Raw genomic sequence first — 17,863 nt, 5'->3', positions numbered from 1 at the left:
GATGACCTCTTCCATCACGCGCCGCATGACCGTACTGGTTCTGATGATCAGCTTGGTCATTGCCTTGCTGGCGGCGGCTTACCAGATCTATGGCGGCTACCGCGCCGGCTTGCGATCGGTGCAGGACAACCTGCGCATGATCGAGTACAGCCATGTGCCGGCGCTCACGGCCAATGTCTGGCTGCTCGATCAGCCCTTGATCGAGAAGCAGCTCGAAGGCATTGCCCAGCTGCCCGATATCACCTATGCAGGCGTGACGGGGGATCTGCCCTTTCAGGTCAAGCCCATGGGGCGTGCACAGGCACGGTCCGAGGCCGTGCGTTTCGGTGCCCCCACGCTCAGCCATACCTACGCGCTGCTCTATACCGACCCCTTGCACCCCGAGCAGCACCAGCCCATTGGTCAGTTGCGGGTGGAGGTGTCGCTGGAGGGGCTGTATGCGCGCCTGAAGGAGACGGCCGTCACCATCGTGGTGGCCGAGGTTGTGCGCACGACCATCCTTGCCTTCGCCCTCATCATGGGCATGCGCCTGCTGATCACGCGGCACCTCACGCAGATCGCCACGTTCTCCTCGCGCCTGTCCATCGACAACCTCGACACCCCCTTGATGCTCTTGCAGCGTCATTCGCACCGCCATGACGAAATCGATGCGCTGGTCGAGTCCATCAACGGCATGCGCCTGTCCCTGATGAACGAGATCGGCAAGCGGCATGAGGTCGAATCGCGCAGCCAGCAGCTCACCATCGAGAAAGAAGCGGCCGTGCTGGCCAACGAGGCCAAGAGCGAGTTCCTGGCCAACATGAGCCACGAGATCCGCACCCCCATGAACGCCATCATCGGCATGTCCGAGCTGGCCCTGCAAAGCGGGCTCAACGACAGGCAGAGCAACTACGTGCAGAAGGTGCACACCTCGGCCAAGCTGCTGCTAGGCATCATCAATGACATCCTGGATTTCTCCAAGATCGAGGCGGGCAAGCTGGACATCGAATCGGTCGAGTTCAGCCTCAACGAGCTGCTGGGCGGCCTGGCTGACCTCATCGGCCTGAAGGCAGAAGAGAAAGACCTGGAGTTGCTGATCGTGCAGTCGCCCGACGTACCCGACCGGCTGATGGGCGACCCCTTGCGCCTGCACCAGGTGCTGGTGAACCTGGCCTCCAACGCGGTGAAGTTCACGGGCCACGGCGAGGTCATCGTGGGGGTGGACGAGGTCGAGCGCGGTGCCACCTCCGTGCTCTTGCGCTTTTGGGTCAAGGACACCGGTGTGGGCATGAGCGAGGCCCAGCAGGCACGCCTGTTTACACCGTTCACGCAGGCGGAGATGTCCACCGCGCGGCGCTTTGGTGGCACGGGCCTGGGCCTGGCCATCAGCCAGCGCCTGGTGCGCATGATGGGCTCCAGCATCGAGGTGGACAGCCACGAAGGCAAGGGCAGCACCTTCTACTTCAATCTGCGCCTGGACATGGCCGCCGCGTCGACCGCGCCACACCCCGCCGCCTTGCCCTTCCCGACAGGCGGCCGGCTGCTGGTGGTGGACGACAACGCCGCGGCGCGGCAGGTGCTGGTCAACATGGCCGCGCGCATGGGCTTTCAGGTGGACGAGGCCCATGATGGCGAGCAGGCCCTGCGCATGGTCAACGACGCGCGTGATGCCGGCCGCCCCTTCCAGCTTGTCTTGCTGGACTGGAAGATGCCCGGGCTGGACGGTGTGAGCTGCGCACGCCGCCTGGCGCTGGCAGGGCACGACAGGCCCCAGGTGTTGATGGTGACGGCCTTCAGCCGCGACGAGGTGTTGCGGCGCATGCGCCAGGAGCAGGTGCAGGTGCAGGCGGTGCTGACCAAGCCGGTGACGCCTTCGTCGCTGTACGACGCCTGCCAGCGTGCCTTGCTGCCCACGGCAGACAAGGTGATGACCGTGACACGCGAGGTCAAGCTGGCCTTGCCGGATCACCGGGCACGCCTGTCCGGTGTGCGTGTGCTGCTGGCCGAAGACAATGAGATCAACCAGGAACTGGCCGTCGAGTTGCTGCAGCGCGTGGGCATCACGGTGGCCGTGGCCAAGGATGGGCACAGTGCGCTGCAGATGCTGGGCGAGCAAAGCTTCGACATGGTGCTGATGGACTGCCAGATGCCCGGCATGGACGGCTACACCGCCACCCGGCGCATCCGCGAGAACCCCGCCTGGCGCGAGTTGCCCGTGATCGCGATGACGGCCAATGCCATGCTGGGCGACCGCGAGAAGGCCCTGGCGGCCGGCATGAACGACCATGTGGCCAAGCCCATTGATGTGGAGGACCTGTACCGGGCGTTGAGCCGATGGGCCGGTGCGCGGGGCACGGACAAGGCCGGGGTGCCCGAGGACACGGTGGCGCAGGACATGATGAGCCTGCCTGGCCTGGACATGGCACTGGGCCGTGCACGCACGCTCAACAACGACGCGCTGTACATGCGCATGCTGCGGATGTTTGCGCAGCGCGAGCGGGACTTCATTCGTGACTGGCGCCTGGCTTACGAGCGTGGTGACCAGGGCACGGTTGAACGCATGCTGCACACCATGCACAGCGTGGCCGCCACCCTGGGCGCCCTGGGTGTGTCGCAGGCCTGTCAGCAATTGAGGGCGGACTTGCAGGCGCATGCCTCACGCGAGGTCATCGAGCGCGGGCTGGGTGAGTTGTCGCGCGAGATCAACCAGGTGCTCGCTGGCATCGACACCTTGGTCGCAGCCTGATGCTGCCAGGCCTCTAAGGTTGCTCAGGTCTGCAGGTGCTTCAAGGCTGCAGGTGCGATGCGGGCAAGTCGATGAGCTTGCCCGTGTGATAGTAGGTAGGCAGCTCCTGAACCGACTTGATCTGATAGCGGGCCTGGCCCACTTGCGCCTTGAGCCCCTCCAGCGTCACCAGTGGCGCCTTGGTTGACACCGCGTTGGCGAGCCAGGTGGGCACCAGGCCACCCAGGTCAACCTGCGTTTCAAATTCCACCCGCGTCCACTGGCCCTTGAGCGGCACCAGGCGGAAGGTGTTGTGCAGATAGGGCATGCGCACGAAGCCGTCTTGCGGCGGGTAGCCCTCCACCTGCTGTGAATCCACCAACACCGAGCCATCGGCTTGTTGCGTCACGGTCGAGCGGAACAGCACATCGCGGTCGGACGCGGGCCAGATGCCCTTGAAGCGCGCGTAGGTGTGGTCGGCGCTGTACTTGTCGGGCTGGACACCGCTTTGGCATTGGTACACCCAGTTGCTCAGGCCGGGGATGTCGGCCAGCAGCGCCAGCACGGTCAAGGTGGTCTGGTGCACCTCGGTCACGCCCTTGAAGGCCTTGACGGCCATGCCATCCACGCTGCGCACCCAGGTGCTGATGTCTTCACGCCCCTGGCCTTGCCGGACTGGCTCCCACTCGTTGCCAGCGTGCGCGGGCAGGGCCAGGCAGGCGAGGCTGATTGCCGAGATCATCGTGCGCAAGGTGGTGGCCATGGGGTGTCTCCATCCCGAGGGTGGGGCCCCGGGTCCGCGCAGCTTAAGTCGCGCAAGGCCCCGGGGTTTGAGCCCGCGCAAAAGGCGGCCGCTGCAGGGGGACTTTTGGCGACGCGTGCCGCATCCAGCCCCCTTGCGCCGTTTCGCAAGCCCTCAGCGGGCCTCGACGGCGATGGCCGGCAGGCGTGCGTCAGCCGGCGGCACGCCGCCATAGCTGATGCTGATGAGCTTGTAGACCTTGCTGGTGTCCGGGTCGATGATGTTGGACACGCCCTGGTAACTCAGCAGCCGCCTGGTCTTGAGGTCATAACTCAGGGCAATGGCCGGCACCACCAGACGCAGCAAGGAGTCGGGCTCGACCAGCACGCGCAGCACCGTTTGCCCATCGACCCGCTGTTCGTCCACTTTCTTCGCCCTGAATCCATAGCGGTTGGTGTGCCCCGCCACGATCAGCCCGAACTTGACGGTCTCCCCCTTGCGGATCGTGTCCAGCTGGTCTTGCAGCAACTGGTTGAAACCAGCGTCTGCGGCGACAAGGCCGTCGTCCAGCGGCAGGGCCTTGCGCTCTTCCTTGTCGCCATCGCGTTTGAACACCAGGGCCTGCGGGCTGTTGCTGCTGATGCCTTCGGCATAACGCACGGCCGGGATGTCCATGCGGTAGATGGGCACCGTGCGGTTGCTTCGGTAGTCCAGCGTCTTGCGGGCGATCTCGCGGCCCTGGGCATCGAAGTACGTGGTGACGCCGGTCTGCACGGCACCATCCGGCGCCAGGTTCTGTTCATGCACCTCGGTGTAGAGGTAGCGCTGCGTGGCGGTGTCACGCACATAGCCGATCACACGGGCGGCTTCGGCTTGTGCACACAACAGGATCAGGGCCAGGGTCAAGGCCGCCAGGCGAATCGACATGACACCCCACTGCGAAAGTCAGACAACGGTGCGACCGATTCTAGAGAGCCCGCCATTCACCTGACGGGCGTGCGGTCTTGCTGACGGCTGCCGACGGGGCGCTGGTAGCAGTCGATCACAGGTCCTGCAAGACCTTGGGCACCGACGAGCGGTGGAAGCCGTCGTAGCTGGGGGCGCCCGCGTGGTTGGCCGTGGGCATGACCGGGCTGTGCAGCGGCGCGCCGCCGTCAATGGCCACGGTGATGCCGGTGACGAAGGACGCACCCGGGCTCAACAGGAAGCAGATCACCGAGGACACTTCGGCCTCCAGCCCCAGGCGCTTGGCGGGCAGGTTGTCTTTCAGCACGCGGATCATGGGGGCCATGGCCGGGCCATAGGCGTCCATGCCGCTGGAGGCGATCCAGCCAGGCGCCACGGCATTGACGCGCACATGCGATGCCGCCCATTCGTAGGCCGCCGTCTTGGTCAGGTTGGCCATGCCGGCACGTGCTGCGCCCGAGTGCGCCATGCCGGGCATGCCGTTCCACATGTCGGCCGTCATGTTCACCACCGAGCCGCCGTGTTTGGCCATGCTCTGGTTGTAGGCCTCGCGCATCATCAAAAAACCGCCGGTCAGGTTGTTGGCCACGACCGCTTCAAAGCCGCGCTTGGAGATGGCCGACACCGGCGAGGGGAACTGCCCGCCCGCGTTGTTCACCAGGCCGTGGATCTGGCCGTGCTTGGCCACGATGGCCGCCACCGCCGCCTTGACCTGGTCTTCATCGCGGATGTCGAAGGCGGCTGAATCGGCTTTGCCGCCATCTTCGGTGATCTCGGCGACCACGCGCGCCAGCTTCTCTTCATTGCGGCCCGTGATGACCACCGTGGCGCCCAGGGACGCCAGCTCGTGCGCCACGCAACGGCCGATGCCGCTGCCGCCACCGGTGACCACATGGACCTGGCCGGCGAACAGGCCGGGGCGGAAGATGCTGTCGTAATGCTGTTGCGCGCTCATGATGGGTGTCGTCCTCGGAATCTGGATGGTATGGAAAACGGATGGTGCCGACTTTAGCGGCGCCTTACGTTTACGTCAATTGGTGGTCGTCTTGGTAAATTGATTGTAGTATTGGGCATGCAAACAGGGTTGCCCCTAGACGGCAACCGTCACAGGAGACATCCCATGAGTGCCAGCCCCTTCGTGTCGTACTTCAACGAGACCCATGACATGGCCCGCGCCACCGCGCGCCGCTTTGTCGAGCAGGAAATCAAACCCCACATTGCGCAATGGGAAGAGGACGGCACCTTCCCCCGCGAGTTGTACAAGAAGGCGGGCGACCTGGGTATCCTGGGTATCGGCCATCCGGAACACCTGGGTGGCAGCAGCCCCGATGACGTCTTCCTGAAGCTGGCTGTGAGTGAAGAGCTGATGCGCAGCACCTCGGGTGGCCTGGTGGCCAGCCTGGGCTCGCTGGACATCGGCATCCCACCTGTGTGGCGCGGCGCATCGCCCGAGGTGCAGCAGCGCGTGGTGCCCGCCGTGCTGGCCGGTGACAAGATCGCCGCGCTGGCCATCACCGAGCCAGGTGGCGGCTCCGACGTGGCCAACCTGCGTACCCGGGCCGTGCGCGATGGCGACCACTACGTCGTCAACGGCTCCAAGACTTTCATCACCTCTGGCGTGCGCGCCGACTACTACACCGTGGCCGTGCGCACGGGCGGCGAAGGTTATGCCGGCGTGTCCCTGCTGCTGATCGAAAAGGGCACGCCAGGCTTCACCGTCGGGCGCAATCTGCAGAAGATGGGCTGGTGGGCCTCGGACACCGCCGAGCTGTTCTTTGAAGATGTGCGCGTGCCTGTGGGCAACCTGATCGGCCCCGAGAACGCCGGCTTCATGCTGATCATGGCCAACTTCCAGGCCGAGCGCCTGGCCCTGGCCGTGATGGCCTACATGACCGCGCAGATGGCCCTGGAAGCCTGCATGGACTACGTCAAGGACCGCGTCGCCTTCGGCAAGCCCTTGAGCAAACACCAGGTCATCCGTCACAAGCTGGCCGAGATGGCCACCAAGGTGGACGTGGCCCGCGAATACGCCTACCGCGTGGCGGCCCGCATGCAGGCAGGCAAGACGGCCATCCAGGAGGTGTCCATGGCCAAGAACTTCGCCACTGATGTGGCCGATTTCGTGACCTATGAAGCCGTGCAGATCTTCGGCGGCATGGGCTATATGCGCGAGTCCGTGGTCGAGCGCCTGTACCGCGACAACCGCATCCTGTCGATCGGTGGCGGCACGCACGAAATCATGAACGAGATCATCTCCAAGCAGATGGGCTTGTGACCGGCTTGTGATCGGTGGGTGAGCGCTGCAGCGGGCTGTCCGCAATGCCCTGAACTGTCATAAAAAGTTCATTCAAGTGCCCGAGTGATGCCTCCGATAAGGCCGCATCACCTCGGGAGCAAGCATGACGGTTTCGGCGCATTACACAGCCTATGGGCAAGACACTGAAGGTTGCGCCGACCTTCAGTTGATGACTGTGCAGGACATCATGGCCTGCGGTCTGCTGACCACGCACTTTCAGCCACTGGGCCGTCTGCACGATGGCGAGGTGTTCGGGTACGAGGCCCTGGTCCGGGGCCCCAAGGGGCACGCGCTGGGCGCGCCTGATGCGCTGTTCGCCGCCGCCCGCGAACAAGACGTCAACTTCGATCTGGAAGTGCACTGCGTCAAGCTGGCCTTGATGAACTGGGCCAGGCAAGGCATGCAGGGGCGCCTGCTGGTCAACCTCAGCGCCAGCTCGCTGGCGGCCTTGATGGCGCACCCGGTGGCCCACGGCATTCTGGGCCTGATCAAGGACCACCGGATCGCCACCGCGCGCCTGGTGGTGGAGCTCACCGAGCACGAGCGCGTCGAGAACCTGCCTCGCCTTCAGCAAGCGGTGGGGGCCCTTCGGCAATACGGCGTGCAACTGGCACTCGACGATTTTGGTGATGGCCGATCCAGCCTGCGCCTGTGGGCCGAGCTCAAGCCGGACTACGTCAAGATCGACAAGTACTTCGCCAAGGACATCTCCTCGCACCCGGACAAGGTGCAGACCATCACCGCGCTCAAGCGCATCGCCGAGACCTTCGGCACGCAGATGGTGGCCGAGGGCCTGGAGACCCCAGAAGAGCTGCGCGTGTTGCGTGACCTCGGCATCGAGCTGGGGCAGGGCTACCTGCTGGGGCGCCCCCAGGCCGATCTGGTGTGCAGCCTGCTGCCCGCAGCCCGGGACGTGATCGCCAGCAGCGAGATATCGGTGCTGCCCAGCAAGACACGCAGCGGGCGCAGTGACTTCACGGTGGGCGAGATCATGGTGCGTGTGACGCCGCTGCACGCCGAGGCCACACACCGGCAGGTGGCCCAGCGCTTTCAGGATGACGAGACGCTCAAGGCCCTGGCTGTGGTCAAGGAAGGCAAGCCCATCGGTCTCATCAACCGGCAAGCCTTCTTCAACCACTACGCCAAGGCCTACTTCAAAGAGTTGTACGACCACAAGTCCTGCCTGCTGTTCGCCAACACGCAGCCCATGCAGCTGGAGGCGCACATCGGCCTGGATGAACTCACTGATGTGTTGACCTCGGAAGACCAGCGTTACCTGACCGAAGGCTTCATCCTCACCAAGGATGGGCTGTACCTCGGCATGGGCACCGGCGAGCGCCTGGTGCGGGCGGTGACCGAGTTGCGCATCGAGGCCGCACGCCATGCCAACCCCTTGACCTTCCTGCCCGGCAACATCCCGCTGACGATGCACATCGCGCGTTTGCTTGGCAGTGGGGCTTCGTTCGTGGCCTGCTACGCCGACCTCAACCACTTCAAGCCTTTCAACGATTACTACGGCTACTGGCGTGGTGACGAGATGATCCGCCTGCTGTCCAACACCCTGGTGGCGCATTGCGATGTGCGGCGCGATTTCATCGGCCATGTCGGCGGCGATGACTTCGTCATCCTGTTCCAGAGTGAGGACTGGTTGCCGCGCATCGAGGCCGCCGTGGCCGCTTTCAACGCCGCAGCCTGCCAGCTCTTTGACGAGGCCGCACGTGATCGCGGTGGCATCGAGGCGGAGGACCGCGATGGCGTTCAGCGCTTCTTCCCGATGACCACGCTGTCCGCGGGCGTGATGCGCGTCTCGCCTGGCGATTTCACGCGTGCCGAGTCAGTGGCAACCGCCGCCGCCGCAGCCAAGCACAAGGCCAAGCAACTGGCGACCGGGATCTACGTCGATCAGTGCGTGGGCTGAGGCCTACTTCAAGCGGGCCGACAAGAAGGCCCCGCCCGACACCAGCAGCAGACCGGCAATCAACCAGCCGGTGAGTGGCTCACCCAGCAGCGGCACGGCCCCCAGTCCCGCCATGACGGGCACCAGCGCCACCATGGCCCCTGTGCGCTCGGCACCCAGGATGGCCACCGCGCGCAAGAACAGCAGCATGGCCACGATGGTCGGCCCCAGGCCCTGATACAGCCCCTGCAACAGCAGCATCGACATCGGTACCTGGTCGAGGCCCTTGGGCAGGAAAGCCAGGTACACCGGCATGAACACCAGGCAGGACGCCAGCGCCACAAAGCGCGTGAGCAACCAGGCATCGACCGCCCACTTCTTGACCAGCACACTGTAGATCGCCCAGGCCAGCGAGCCACCCAACAGCAAGGCGTCACCCGCCAGGGTGCTCGGGCCCTCGTGGGCGCCCAGGATCTGCGGCATGGCCACGCAAGCCACGCCCGCCGCAATCGGGATCAGACCGAAAAGCCGCAAACGCGAGGGCCGGGCGCCCATCAGCAACCAGGCGAGGGCCGTGACCAGAAAGGGCTGCATGCCCGGTAGCAGGATGCCGCCATGGGCTGCCGGCGCGCGCTTGAAACCCGCATAAACCAGCACCAGAAAGATCAGGCCACCCGTCAAGGCCATGGTCCACATGCGCTTGTCGCGCCAGGTGCCTGCCGGGAAGTTGAGCGAGAAGGGCAGCAGAAACAGCGAGGCCGTGCCCAGGCGCAGCGCCACGATATCCCAGCCCGTCAGCGAGGTCTTGCCGCCCAGGCGCGAGATCAGGATGAAGCCTGCCCAGATGAACACCGTACCCAGTGCGGCCAGGTAGCCTTGCAACACAGATGGATGGGGAGACGGTTGGGTGGCTGCAGCAGACATGGCGGCCAGTCTAGCCGCCACCCTGAAGCACCGTCTGGCGTGGGGGGATACAACTGCTTGCAATATCCCCTCGCAAGCGGGGCGGGGCGGCTCGTGGGCTCCATGGACAATCAAAAGCTATACCTAAAAAGTCCGTCAGGTGAGTTGTCATGAATTTCCCGCTTTCAGGTGGCCTATCCGGCCTGGATGCTGAACTGCTGTCCCGCCTCAAAGCCGCGTTGGGCATTGGCCAGGCCACGCGCCTGATCCAGCTTGAATCCGCCATGGCATCGGGCACGCTGGTGGTCTCGCGCTTCCAGTTGACCGAGGCCGTGCACGCCGACGAGCCCCTGCACGCCGAGATCGACTGCATCAGCACCAGCGCCTTTCTGGAGCTCAAGGCCCTGACCGGCGAGCAAGTCACCCTGCGTTTGATGCAGGCCGATGGCAGCTGGCGCAACTGGCACGGTTACGCCGGCCAGGTGGCCCAACTGGGCAGCGATGGTGGCGCGGGCGCGTTCCGCATCACCCTGTACGGCTTCACGCACTGGCTCAAACAACGCCGCGACAGCCGCATCTTCCAGGATGCCACCAGCGTCGACATCATCAGCAGCGTGCTCTCGGCCTACCCCCAGGCCCACTTCAAGCTGGACGTGGCCGACCCGGGGCCGGTGCACGAGATCACCACGCAGTTCCGCGAGACCGACTGGCAGTTCGTGACCCGCCTCATGGCCCGCGAAGGCTGGAGCTGGCGCCTGGAGCATGACGGCGTGGCCGAAGGCGCCGTGGCGGGGCCGCGTGCGGCCAAACACACCTTGGTGATCTTCGACCAGAACGCACCGCGGCCTGACCTGGGCGCCTTGCGCTTTGGCAAGCCGGACCTGCGCGGTGGCGCGGGCGGCGGCTTGCTCGCCAGCGTGGCGGGTGCAGTGGGGCTCTCTGGCCTGGCTTCCGGCTTGGGGGCAGGTTTCGCGCAAGACACGATCACGGCCTGGAGCGTGGGTCAGCATGTCGGCACCAACGCCGTGACATTGGCCGCCTGGGACGAGCGCCAACTGGCCGGTGTCAGCGCGAGCAGCGGGGCTGACATCGCACTGGGCCAGCAGCCTGTGCTGGAGCACTACATCGGCCAGGGCGAGCGCCGCTTTACAGACGGCCGCGTGGGCACCGCCCAGCCCGCCAGCAGCCAGACGGCAGACGCCCGTGCCCAGGCGCTCATGGCCGCGCACCAACTGGATCAGGTGCATGCAAGCGGCCAAAGCGCCGTGCGCGCCCTGCGTCCTGCGGCCACCTTCCAGCTGACCGAACACAGCCTGTATTCGTCCAGTCTTGGCATCGGCGCAGACAACGCGTTCTGCGCCACCCGCATCACGCACGAAGCCGCCAACAACCTGGGCAGCCAGGCCGCGCAGATCCTGCAAAGCACGGACGTGGAGCAAGGCAGCTACCGCAACCGGTTTGACGCCGTGCCCGCCGTGGCCCGCCTGGTGCCCATGCCGCAGCGGCAACCCACGGCCCCCGGCCTGCAAACCGCCGTGGTCATGGCCAACGAAGGCGAACCGCTGACCACAGACCGCGATAACCGCATCCGCATCCAGTTCGCCTGGCAACGCGGCCAGGCCCCGCTGGCCGGCGCCCTCAGCGCCCCCCAGACCTTGTCTGGTGCCGACACCGGCCATGCCCCCGGCAATGCACAAAGCGGCACCTGGGTGCGCGTGGCCCAAGGCGTGGCCGGCCCCAACTGGGGCGCCGTCTTCACACCCCGTGCCGGCACCGAAGTGCTGGTGGACTGGCTTGACGGTGACATCGACCGCCCCGTGGTGGTGGGCCAGTTGCACAACGGCCAGCACGATCTGCCCTGGCCCGCAGGCGTGGACGCGGGCGCCAACCACCCTGGCACCGTCTCCGGCTGGCACCACCCGCATCTTGATGACCAAGGCGCCAACCAATGGCTGGTGGACGACGCCACTGGCCAGCTGCGCATGCGCCTGGCCAGCCACAGCGCCGCCACCGGCTGGAACGAGCTGACCCTGGGCCGCATCATCCAGCAAAGCGGGCAGGGCGGCAGTGGCAACGCCCAGCGCGGCCAGTGGCTGGGTGAAGGCTTCTACGGCCACACCGACGGCTGGGCCACGCTGCGCGCGGGCGAAGGCCTGTTCATGAGCACCACCGCCCGCAGCGGGCAAGGCGCCAGCGTCAACAGCACCCAGATGGATGCCGCCGAAGCCGTGGGCCAACTCAAGGCCGCACGCCAGCTGGGTGATGCCTTGAGCCAAAGTGCTCGCCAGCAGGGTGCCCAAGGCCTGGCCAGCCACGACGGTCAGCAAGCCTTGCAACAACACGCCGATGCCATGGACCCACAAGCCCAAGGCAAGTACAGCGGCGCCGTGCAAGGTCACGAAGCCAGGAAAGCCAAGGGCCGCACCTTGAGTGACCCCGTCGAGCGCTTCGCCAAGCCGCTGCTGCACGTGGACACCCCCGCCACCGCGGCCTTCGTGACCCCCACCAGCTTCAGCCTGTTCAGCGGCCAGGACACCAGCCTGACCACGCAAGGCGACGCCCAGCTCACCAGCACGCACACCCTCAGCAGCGTCAGCGGCCAGACCACCAGCCTCTACACCCACTCGGGCGGCATCAAGGCCATCACCGCCAACGCGGCACTGAGCCTGCGCGCCCACACCGATGCCCAGCAGATCTGGTCAGACAAGGACCTGACGGTTCAAAGCACCACGGATGAAATCCGCATCCAGGCCAGCGACAGCATCACCCTCACCGCAGGCCAGAGCCAGATCGTGATCAAGGGCGGCGACATCACCTTCACTTGCCCGGGGACGTGGACGGTAAAGGGGGCTGCGCACGCGTGGGGGAGTGGGGGCGGGGGCTCGGCTAGTTTGATGGCGTTGCCGACCGGTGCGTCCAGTATTCCTCCGCAAGATGTGATCGTGACGCGGGAGTATCACGATGGGGAGTCTGTTCAGGCTGCTAGGTATGAGGCCAAGTTGGGCGATGGCAGTGTTCGCCGTGGTGTAACGGATGCGAGCGGTAAGGTCGAGCTCAGCGCCGTTCCTCCAGGGCCAGTCGAGGTTCGCTTTGAACCTGATGGGCGCGCTTGGAGCAGGCTTGATGCTGCAGACAATCCTGCCAAGTTATCAGACCAGCCGACCGAGTCAGAACTCGATCAATTGATTGAACGCCGCAGGGGGGCTCAGGCATGAGTACGGAAGCCAAGCGCATAGCCCTGGACGTGATGGACTGGATGTGGGGCACGGTCCAAGGCGCGTTTAACGAGAAAATGGATCTCAGTCAGATCATCACGGATGCCGCCATTGGCATGGTGCCGTTGGTAGGCGATGTGACCGCCGCGCGAGACCTGATCGCCATTTCTTTGGGGTTGGCTGGTGACGAGAAAAAGCGCGAAGACAAGATGCAATGGCTGTTGCTCGTCATTTTCGTATTTGCGCTGATTCCGGTGATTGGTGGTGTTATCAAAGGTGTTGGGCGTTTGGCGCTTCGTGTGACAGCTGATGTAGCCAAAGACGCGAAGGTGTTGGAGGAGGTCATCACTTTCCTGAATCGCGTCGGACATGGCAATGCAGTGAAGTGGCTCAAAGAACTTGATGTTCTGAAGTACCAAGGCCAAGTGCTACAGCGTTTCAACGCATTTGTGGACACCATGATTGCGGTAATGGCTCGCATCAAGTTGAAGATGGGTGGCGTGCTTCCGACATCCATGGTGGCGCGATTGGATGGATGGATCGCAGGCTTCAAGAAGCTGAAGGAAGCTGGTGCCAAGAGAATCCCGGAGGGCGTCAAAGAGTTGCATGCGCGTCTTCAGCGATTGCAGCAATTGGTGTATCGCGGTGAGTGGCATACGGCTGTGCCAGGGACCAAGACGATAACTCGCGAGGCGGAAGCAAGGCTGGCTGAAGAGAGTCAAGTTTCAGCCAAGGCAAGTGCTCATGGCGGTTGGAAGCAAAACCCTGCGCGAGCTGGCGACAGAGCAACTCAAGCAGATAGAGATGCGATCGCCAGGATCTATACGTTCAAGGATGGTTATCCCGATCTGATGTATGGCAAGGGGCCTACCGCCCTGGAAAAAGAGGCCTATACCGCGATCGCTGCATATTCAGGAGCCATAAAGGCCAGCACGGTCAAGGAAGGTGAATACTTGCTGCGCATTCACTTAGAGGATTCCAAAACCATCAATGGTGCGTGGTGGGTCCGTTTGCCGCACGGCGTGACTGAGGTTAACTGGAGGGAAGTCTTGAAGAATGGCAAGCAATGGCGTGAGTTGCTTGCCGTGTTGGAGGAGTTCAGCGTCAATGGTAGATTTAGTATTTGTCGGGTCAAGCCTGGGCATGTGGTCAACGCTTGGGAGGGTAAAGCTGCCGAGCAGTTTGGAATAAAGAATTCAGGTCAGTATTTGCCCGGTGGCATGACACAACTCAACTTGGCTTCATGGTCCGACGGTTTTCAAAATGCCGTTGAATGGATTGTGCGCAGTGGTAAGACTGGCTGGACTGACTTGGAAGGTGTGGGCTATGCCGCAGGCAATGTGAAGCTTGCCGGGGCGGCTCGTGCGGAGCGCCTTGCAAACGACGAAGATCAAAGTAAACGCTATGCAGGGCAAGGCGCGAGAAAATGAAGTTCATTCCAACGCTTTTTGGTGGGACAAAGCCCCCCCTGCGACCTAATGGTCCGGCATCTTTTGTGCAGCCTGATGACGGAGAGCGTCAAGCATTGTTTTGGTGGCTCAAGCGAAATACTTCCTATACCGCTATTGCAGATAACGCACGCTTGTGGAGTGAGTTCGCGCAAGACTTTGAAGGGTGGCTTCGGTCCCAGGATAGTCCGTATGAGTCAGACATCCAAACGTACAAGTACATCGCTGACGACCAAGTCAATTACGAGCGTGGCCTGGCCGCGTTGCGTTCCGGTGACCGTAGCGTCTTCAGCCAGACCTCATCAGAAGGATGGCTGAACAAAGTCAACACCGGGCTGGTTCAGCGCCGATACGAATGGTGGGGCAAGGCAGATGAAATTGCTCGCGTGCAAGGATGGCCATTGCAGTTGGTTGAGCGCTACTACCGGGCGCACGATGCCGCGATGGCTTCAGGACACGGCGTGAGTTATTACGCGCTGCGCCAGTCTCGACCTGGTATCAGAGGTTTTCTTGCTCAGTTGCGACAGCAAGGCTTGAACACAAGTCTCCCAGAACCTTTGTGGGATGTGTATTTCTCCCAGGGTAAGCACGCTCCAAAAGATGGCATCTACGAACAAGTGGATTGCAATGGGCGAATCGTTGGCGGAATGGAGTACTTCATCAAGGGGCAAGTGCCTGTGATGAACGCGAGCCCTGAGTTTGGACCATTGGCTGCAACCCAGCAGACCATGCAAACGAGCAGCATTTTTTGGCGACTCCTGTGGGAAGACACCCGCTATCGAGATGGCTCTGTACCCGCCGAGGAGGTTTTATACCGCTTGCCGGTTGACGATGTCGAGGCTGATCAGGCCGGTGTCGCGGCCTCTCCGTCGGCGCGCCTACGCTGCCCGGCAGGTCAGCCTTGTCCACGTACGGGATGGTGGTTCACCCCAGCTGCTGAAGCACAACGCCATTTTGAGCAGGGTGAGATCATGCCTCGCGTGGAGTCAGACTACGGTGAGACCATTTGGTCATTGGACTTGCCTCAATAGATCAGGCGCTCCTGGGCGGCGCCACTGGCCGGACGCTGGGCATCTCGCGATGACTTGGGCCAGCATGTCACGTGCAACAAGGGAGATGTGCTGCCTCAATTGAATGGACAAGAGACGACTTGGGTTCACGTACCGCAAGTCTGAGCACAAAAACAAACGGCGTGACTGGCAAACCAGTTTACGCCGTTCTTGTTTCGGTCAAAGGTGCTTACTGGGCGTTGCCCTGCGTCTGCGCCCCATGCGCCACCGCCACAGCCGTCATGTTGACAATCCGTCGCACCGTGGCCGAAGGCGTCAGGATGTGAGCCGGTGCCGCCGCACCCAGCAAGATCGGCCCCACGGTCACGCCGTTGCCGCCGGTCATCTTCAGCACGTTGAACAGGATGTTGGCGGCATCCAGGTTCGGGCAGATCAGGATGTTGGCCGCGCCTTGCAGCGTGCTGTCTGGCAGCAACTTGCTGCGCACCGATTCGCTCAGGGCCGCATCGCCTTGCATCTCGCCGTCGGCGGGGATGTGGGGCATGCGCTTGACGAAGATGTCGCGGGCTTCGCGCATCTTGCGTGCTGAGGGGCGGCTGCTGGAGCCGAACATCGAGTGCGACAGGAAGGCCACGCGCGGGGGCAGGCCAAAGCGCTGGACTTCTTCCACGGCCATCACGGCAATGTCGGCCAGTTGTTCGGCCGTCGGGTCTTCGTTGACGAAGGTGTCGGCGATGAACAGGTTGTGCTGGTCGAGGATCAGGGCGTTGAGCGCAGCCAGGCCATGGGCCTCGGGGCGCGCGCCGATCACTTCCTGAACCTGGGCCAGGTGCAGGTCATAACGGCCGATGACGCCGCAGATCATGCCGTCGGCATCACCCAGCTTGAGCATCAGTGTGGCGATCAGCGAGTTGGAGCGACGCACCACCACCTTGGCCAGCTCGGGCGTGATGCCGTCACGGGCGCGCAGCTTGTGATACGTCTCGTAGTACTGTTTGAAGCGCTCGTCCTTGGCGGGGTTGACGATCTCGCAGTTCACGCCGTCTTGCAGACGCAGGCCAGCGCGCTCGATGCGCGTGGCGATCACGTCAGGGCGGCCGATCAGGATGGGTTTGGCAATGCCTTCGTCGACGGCGACCTGGGCGGCGCGCAGCACGCGCTCGTCTTCACCTTCGGCATAGGCGATGCGCTTGGGCGCGGCCTTGGCGCCCAGGAACAGCGGGCGCATGAACAGGCCCGTGTTGCTCACGAACTGCGAGAGCGAATCACGGTAGGCCTTCAGGTCGGCAATGGGGCGCTTGGCCACACCCGACGCCGCAGCCGCTTCGGCCACGGCCGGGGCAATGCGCAGGATCAGGCGCGAGTCAAACGGCGTGGGGATGAGGTAGTCCGGGCCGAAGCGCAACTCGCGCCCCGGGTAGGCTGCGGCCACTTCATCGGAGATCTCGGCCTTGGCCAGGTCGGCGATCTGGCGCACGCAGGCCAGCTTCATCTCGTCCGTGATCTTGGTGGCGCCGCAGTCGAGTGCGCCACGGAAGATGTAGGGGAAGCACAGGACGTTGTTGACCTGGTTGGGGTAGTCCGAGCGGCCCGTGGCGATGATGCAGTCCGGGCGCACGGCCTTGGCCAGCTCGGGGCGGATCTCGGGCTCGGGGTTGGCCAGGGCCAGGATGATGGGGCTGGGCGCCATCGTCTTGACCATGTCCGTGGTCAGCGTGCCGGCTGCCGAGCAGCCCAGGAACACGTCGGCGCCGTTGACCGCGTCAGCCAGGGTGCGGCCCGTGGTGGGCTGCGCGTAGCGGCGCTTGGATTCGTCCAGCTTGTCGGTGCGTTCGGTGTGGATCAGGCCCTTGGAGTCGCACACGAACACGTTTTCGCGCTTGACGCCCAGGCCCACCATCACGTCCAGGCAGGCGATGGCAGCGGCACCCGCGCCAGAGACGGCCACCTTGACCTCGCCGATCTGCTTGCCCACCAGCTCCAGGCCGTTCAGCAAAGCGGCGCTGGAGATGATGGCCGTGCCGTGCTGGTCGTCGTGGAAGACGGGGATGTTCATGCGGGCGCTGAGCTGCTTCTCGATGTAGAAACACTCGGGCGCCTTGATGTCTTCGAGGTTGATGCCGCCGAGCGTGGGCTCCAGTGCGGCAATCATGTCGATGAGCTTGTCCGGGTCGCGCTCGGCCAGCTCGATGTCGAACACGTCGACGCCGGCAAACTTCTTGAACAGGCAACCCTTGCCTTCCATCACCGGCTTGGAGGCCAGCGGGCCGATGTCGCCCAGGCCCAGCACGGCGGTGCCGTTGGTGATCACGCCGACGAGGTTGCCCCGCGAGGTGTAGTCGGCCGCCAGCTCGGGGTTCTGCTCGATGGCCAGGCAGGGGTAGGCCACGCCAGGCGAGTACGCCAGGGACAGGTCACGCTGGTTGGACAGCGGCTTCGTGGGTACAACGGCAATCTTGCCCCGGTTGGGCAGGCGGTGGTATTCGAAAGCGGCGTCGCGCAAGGCCTGTTCGGCGTCTGACAGAGGTTTGTCTGCACTCATGATGGTTTTTCGCTCAGCAAGGGCGGAGATGGTAAGCCAAATGACGCACCAAATTACTGGGACAGGTGTGTGCGATGCCGCGGAAGCCTCACGATCAGGCTGCGCCATTTCGTCTGGCGATATCAAGTTCCGGGGTTAAA

Annotated in this window: 11 protein-coding genes; 6 read left to right on the top strand and 5 right to left on the bottom strand. The window is 63.9% G+C overall.

Features of this window, described 5'->3' with window-relative positions; genetic code table 11:
* Position 1 precedes the first annotated feature (1 nt).
* Positions 2–2,725, top strand: a complete 2,724-nt coding sequence (locus HY019_RS04090) for a response regulator (protein ID WP_290688554.1) — start codon at positions 2–4, stop codon at positions 2,723–2,725.
* 40 nt (positions 2,726–2,765) lie between these two features.
* Here HY019_RS04090 and HY019_RS04085 read toward each other — a convergent pair whose 3' ends face one another.
* The 3 genes from HY019_RS04085 to HY019_RS04075 form a co-directional block, all read right to left on the bottom strand.
* Positions 2,766–3,467 carry an START domain-containing protein gene (locus HY019_RS04085; protein WP_290688552.1) on the bottom strand — a complete coding sequence of 234 codons (702 nt, stop codon included), beginning with the start codon at positions 3,465–3,467 and terminating at the stop codon, positions 2,766–2,768.
* A 153-nt stretch (positions 3,468–3,620) separates the two neighbouring features.
* Positions 3,621–4,373 (bottom strand): hypothetical protein, encoded by a 753-nt coding sequence (locus tag HY019_RS04080; protein ID WP_290688550.1) that lies wholly within the window; start codon positions 4,371–4,373, stop codon positions 3,621–3,623.
* Positions 4,374–4,488: 115 nt separating this feature from the next.
* Positions 4,489–5,367 (bottom strand): SDR family oxidoreductase, encoded by an 879-nt coding sequence (locus HY019_RS04075; protein ID WP_290688548.1) that lies wholly within the window; start codon positions 5,365–5,367, stop codon positions 4,489–4,491.
* A 165-nt stretch (positions 5,368–5,532) separates the two neighbouring features.
* On the opposite strand from HY019_RS04075, the gene HY019_RS04070 reads away from it, so the two are divergent.
* Both HY019_RS04070 and HY019_RS04065 read left to right on the top strand, forming a co-directional pair.
* Positions 5,533–6,687 (top strand): acyl-CoA dehydrogenase family protein, encoded by a 1,155-nt coding sequence (locus tag HY019_RS04070; RefSeq protein ID WP_290688546.1) that lies wholly within the window; start codon positions 5,533–5,535, stop codon positions 6,685–6,687.
* Positions 6,688–6,811: 124 nt separating this feature from the next.
* The gene (locus HY019_RS04065) at positions 6,812–8,626 is read left to right on the top strand and encodes a phosphodiesterase (RefSeq protein WP_290688544.1); all 1,815 of its coding nucleotides are present in this window, start codon (positions 6,812–6,814) and stop codon (positions 8,624–8,626) included.
* Positions 8,627–8,629: 3 nt separating this feature from the next.
* Here the strand turns inward: HY019_RS04065 and HY019_RS04060 are convergent, their stop codons facing one another.
* Complete coding sequence (locus HY019_RS04060) at positions 8,630–9,529, bottom strand: DMT family transporter (RefSeq protein ID WP_290688542.1); 900 nt, start codon at positions 9,527–9,529, stop codon at positions 8,630–8,632.
* Between the two features lie 149 nt (positions 9,530–9,678).
* Here HY019_RS04060 and HY019_RS04055 point away from each other — a divergent pair, with 149 nt between their 5' ends.
* Genes HY019_RS04055 through HY019_RS04045 form a run of 3 tightly spaced genes read left to right on the top strand, consistent with a single transcriptional unit; the run spans position 9,679 to position 15,202 of the window.
* The gene (locus tag HY019_RS04055; protein ID WP_290688540.1) at positions 9,679–12,723 is read left to right on the top strand and encodes a type VI secretion system Vgr family protein; all 3,045 of its coding nucleotides are present in this window, start codon (positions 9,679–9,681) and stop codon (positions 12,721–12,723) included.
* Complete coding sequence (locus HY019_RS04050; protein ID WP_290688538.1) at positions 12,720–14,153, top strand: hypothetical protein; 1,434 nt, start codon at positions 12,720–12,722, stop codon at positions 14,151–14,153. Before HY019_RS04055 ends, HY019_RS04050 begins: the two co-directional genes overlap by 4 nt.
* Positions 14,150–15,202, top strand: a complete 1,053-nt coding sequence (locus HY019_RS04045; protein ID WP_290688536.1) for an Imm72 family immunity protein — start codon at positions 14,150–14,152, stop codon at positions 15,200–15,202. The genes HY019_RS04050 and HY019_RS04045 overlap by 4 nt, the downstream gene beginning before the upstream one ends.
* A 208-nt stretch (positions 15,203–15,410) precedes the next feature.
* On the opposite strand, the gene HY019_RS04040 is transcribed toward HY019_RS04045, so the two are convergent.
* Entirely contained in the window at positions 15,411–17,723 is a 2,313-nt protein-coding gene (locus HY019_RS04040; protein ID WP_290688534.1) for an NADP-dependent malic enzyme, read from the bottom strand.
* Between the last annotated feature and the right edge of the window lie 140 nt (positions 17,724–17,863).

It is taken from the genome of Aquabacterium sp., assembly GCF_016195855.1.
GTDB lineage: Bacteria > Pseudomonadota > Gammaproteobacteria > Burkholderiales > Burkholderiaceae_C > Aquabacterium.
Note: the sequence above shows the minus strand (reverse complement) of the source record. Positions and strands in the feature narration are given on the sequence as shown.

Coding starts and splice junctions, on each gene's coding strand:
- HY019_RS04065 (WP_290688544.1), top strand. CDS start 6,812: ATGACGGTTTCGGCGCATTACACAGCCTATGGGCAAGACACTGAAGGT.
- HY019_RS04085 (WP_290688552.1), bottom strand. CDS start 3,467: ATGGCCACCACCTTGCGCACGATGATCTCGGCAATCAGCCTCGCCTGC.
- HY019_RS04040 (WP_290688534.1), bottom strand. CDS start 17,723: ATGAGTGCAGACAAACCTCTGTCAGACGCCGAACAGGCCTTGCGCGAC.
- HY019_RS04050 (WP_290688538.1), top strand. CDS start 12,720: ATGAGTACGGAAGCCAAGCGCATAGCCCTGGACGTGATGGACTGGATG.
- HY019_RS04055 (WP_290688540.1), top strand. CDS start 9,679: ATGAATTTCCCGCTTTCAGGTGGCCTATCCGGCCTGGATGCTGAACTG.
- HY019_RS04045 (WP_290688536.1), top strand. CDS start 14,150: ATGAAGTTCATTCCAACGCTTTTTGGTGGGACAAAGCCCCCCCTGCGA.
- HY019_RS04090 (WP_290688554.1), top strand. CDS start 2: ATGACCTCTTCCATCACGCGCCGCATGACCGTACTGGTTCTGATGATC.
- HY019_RS04075 (WP_290688548.1), bottom strand. CDS start 5,367: ATGAGCGCGCAACAGCATTACGACAGCATCTTCCGCCCCGGCCTGTTC.
- HY019_RS04070 (WP_290688546.1), top strand. CDS start 5,533: ATGAGTGCCAGCCCCTTCGTGTCGTACTTCAACGAGACCCATGACATG.
- HY019_RS04080 (WP_290688550.1), bottom strand. CDS start 4,373: ATGTCGATTCGCCTGGCGGCCTTGACCCTGGCCCTGATCCTGTTGTGT.
- HY019_RS04060 (WP_290688542.1), bottom strand. CDS start 9,529: ATGTCTGCTGCAGCCACCCAACCGTCTCCCCATCCATCTGTGTTGCAA.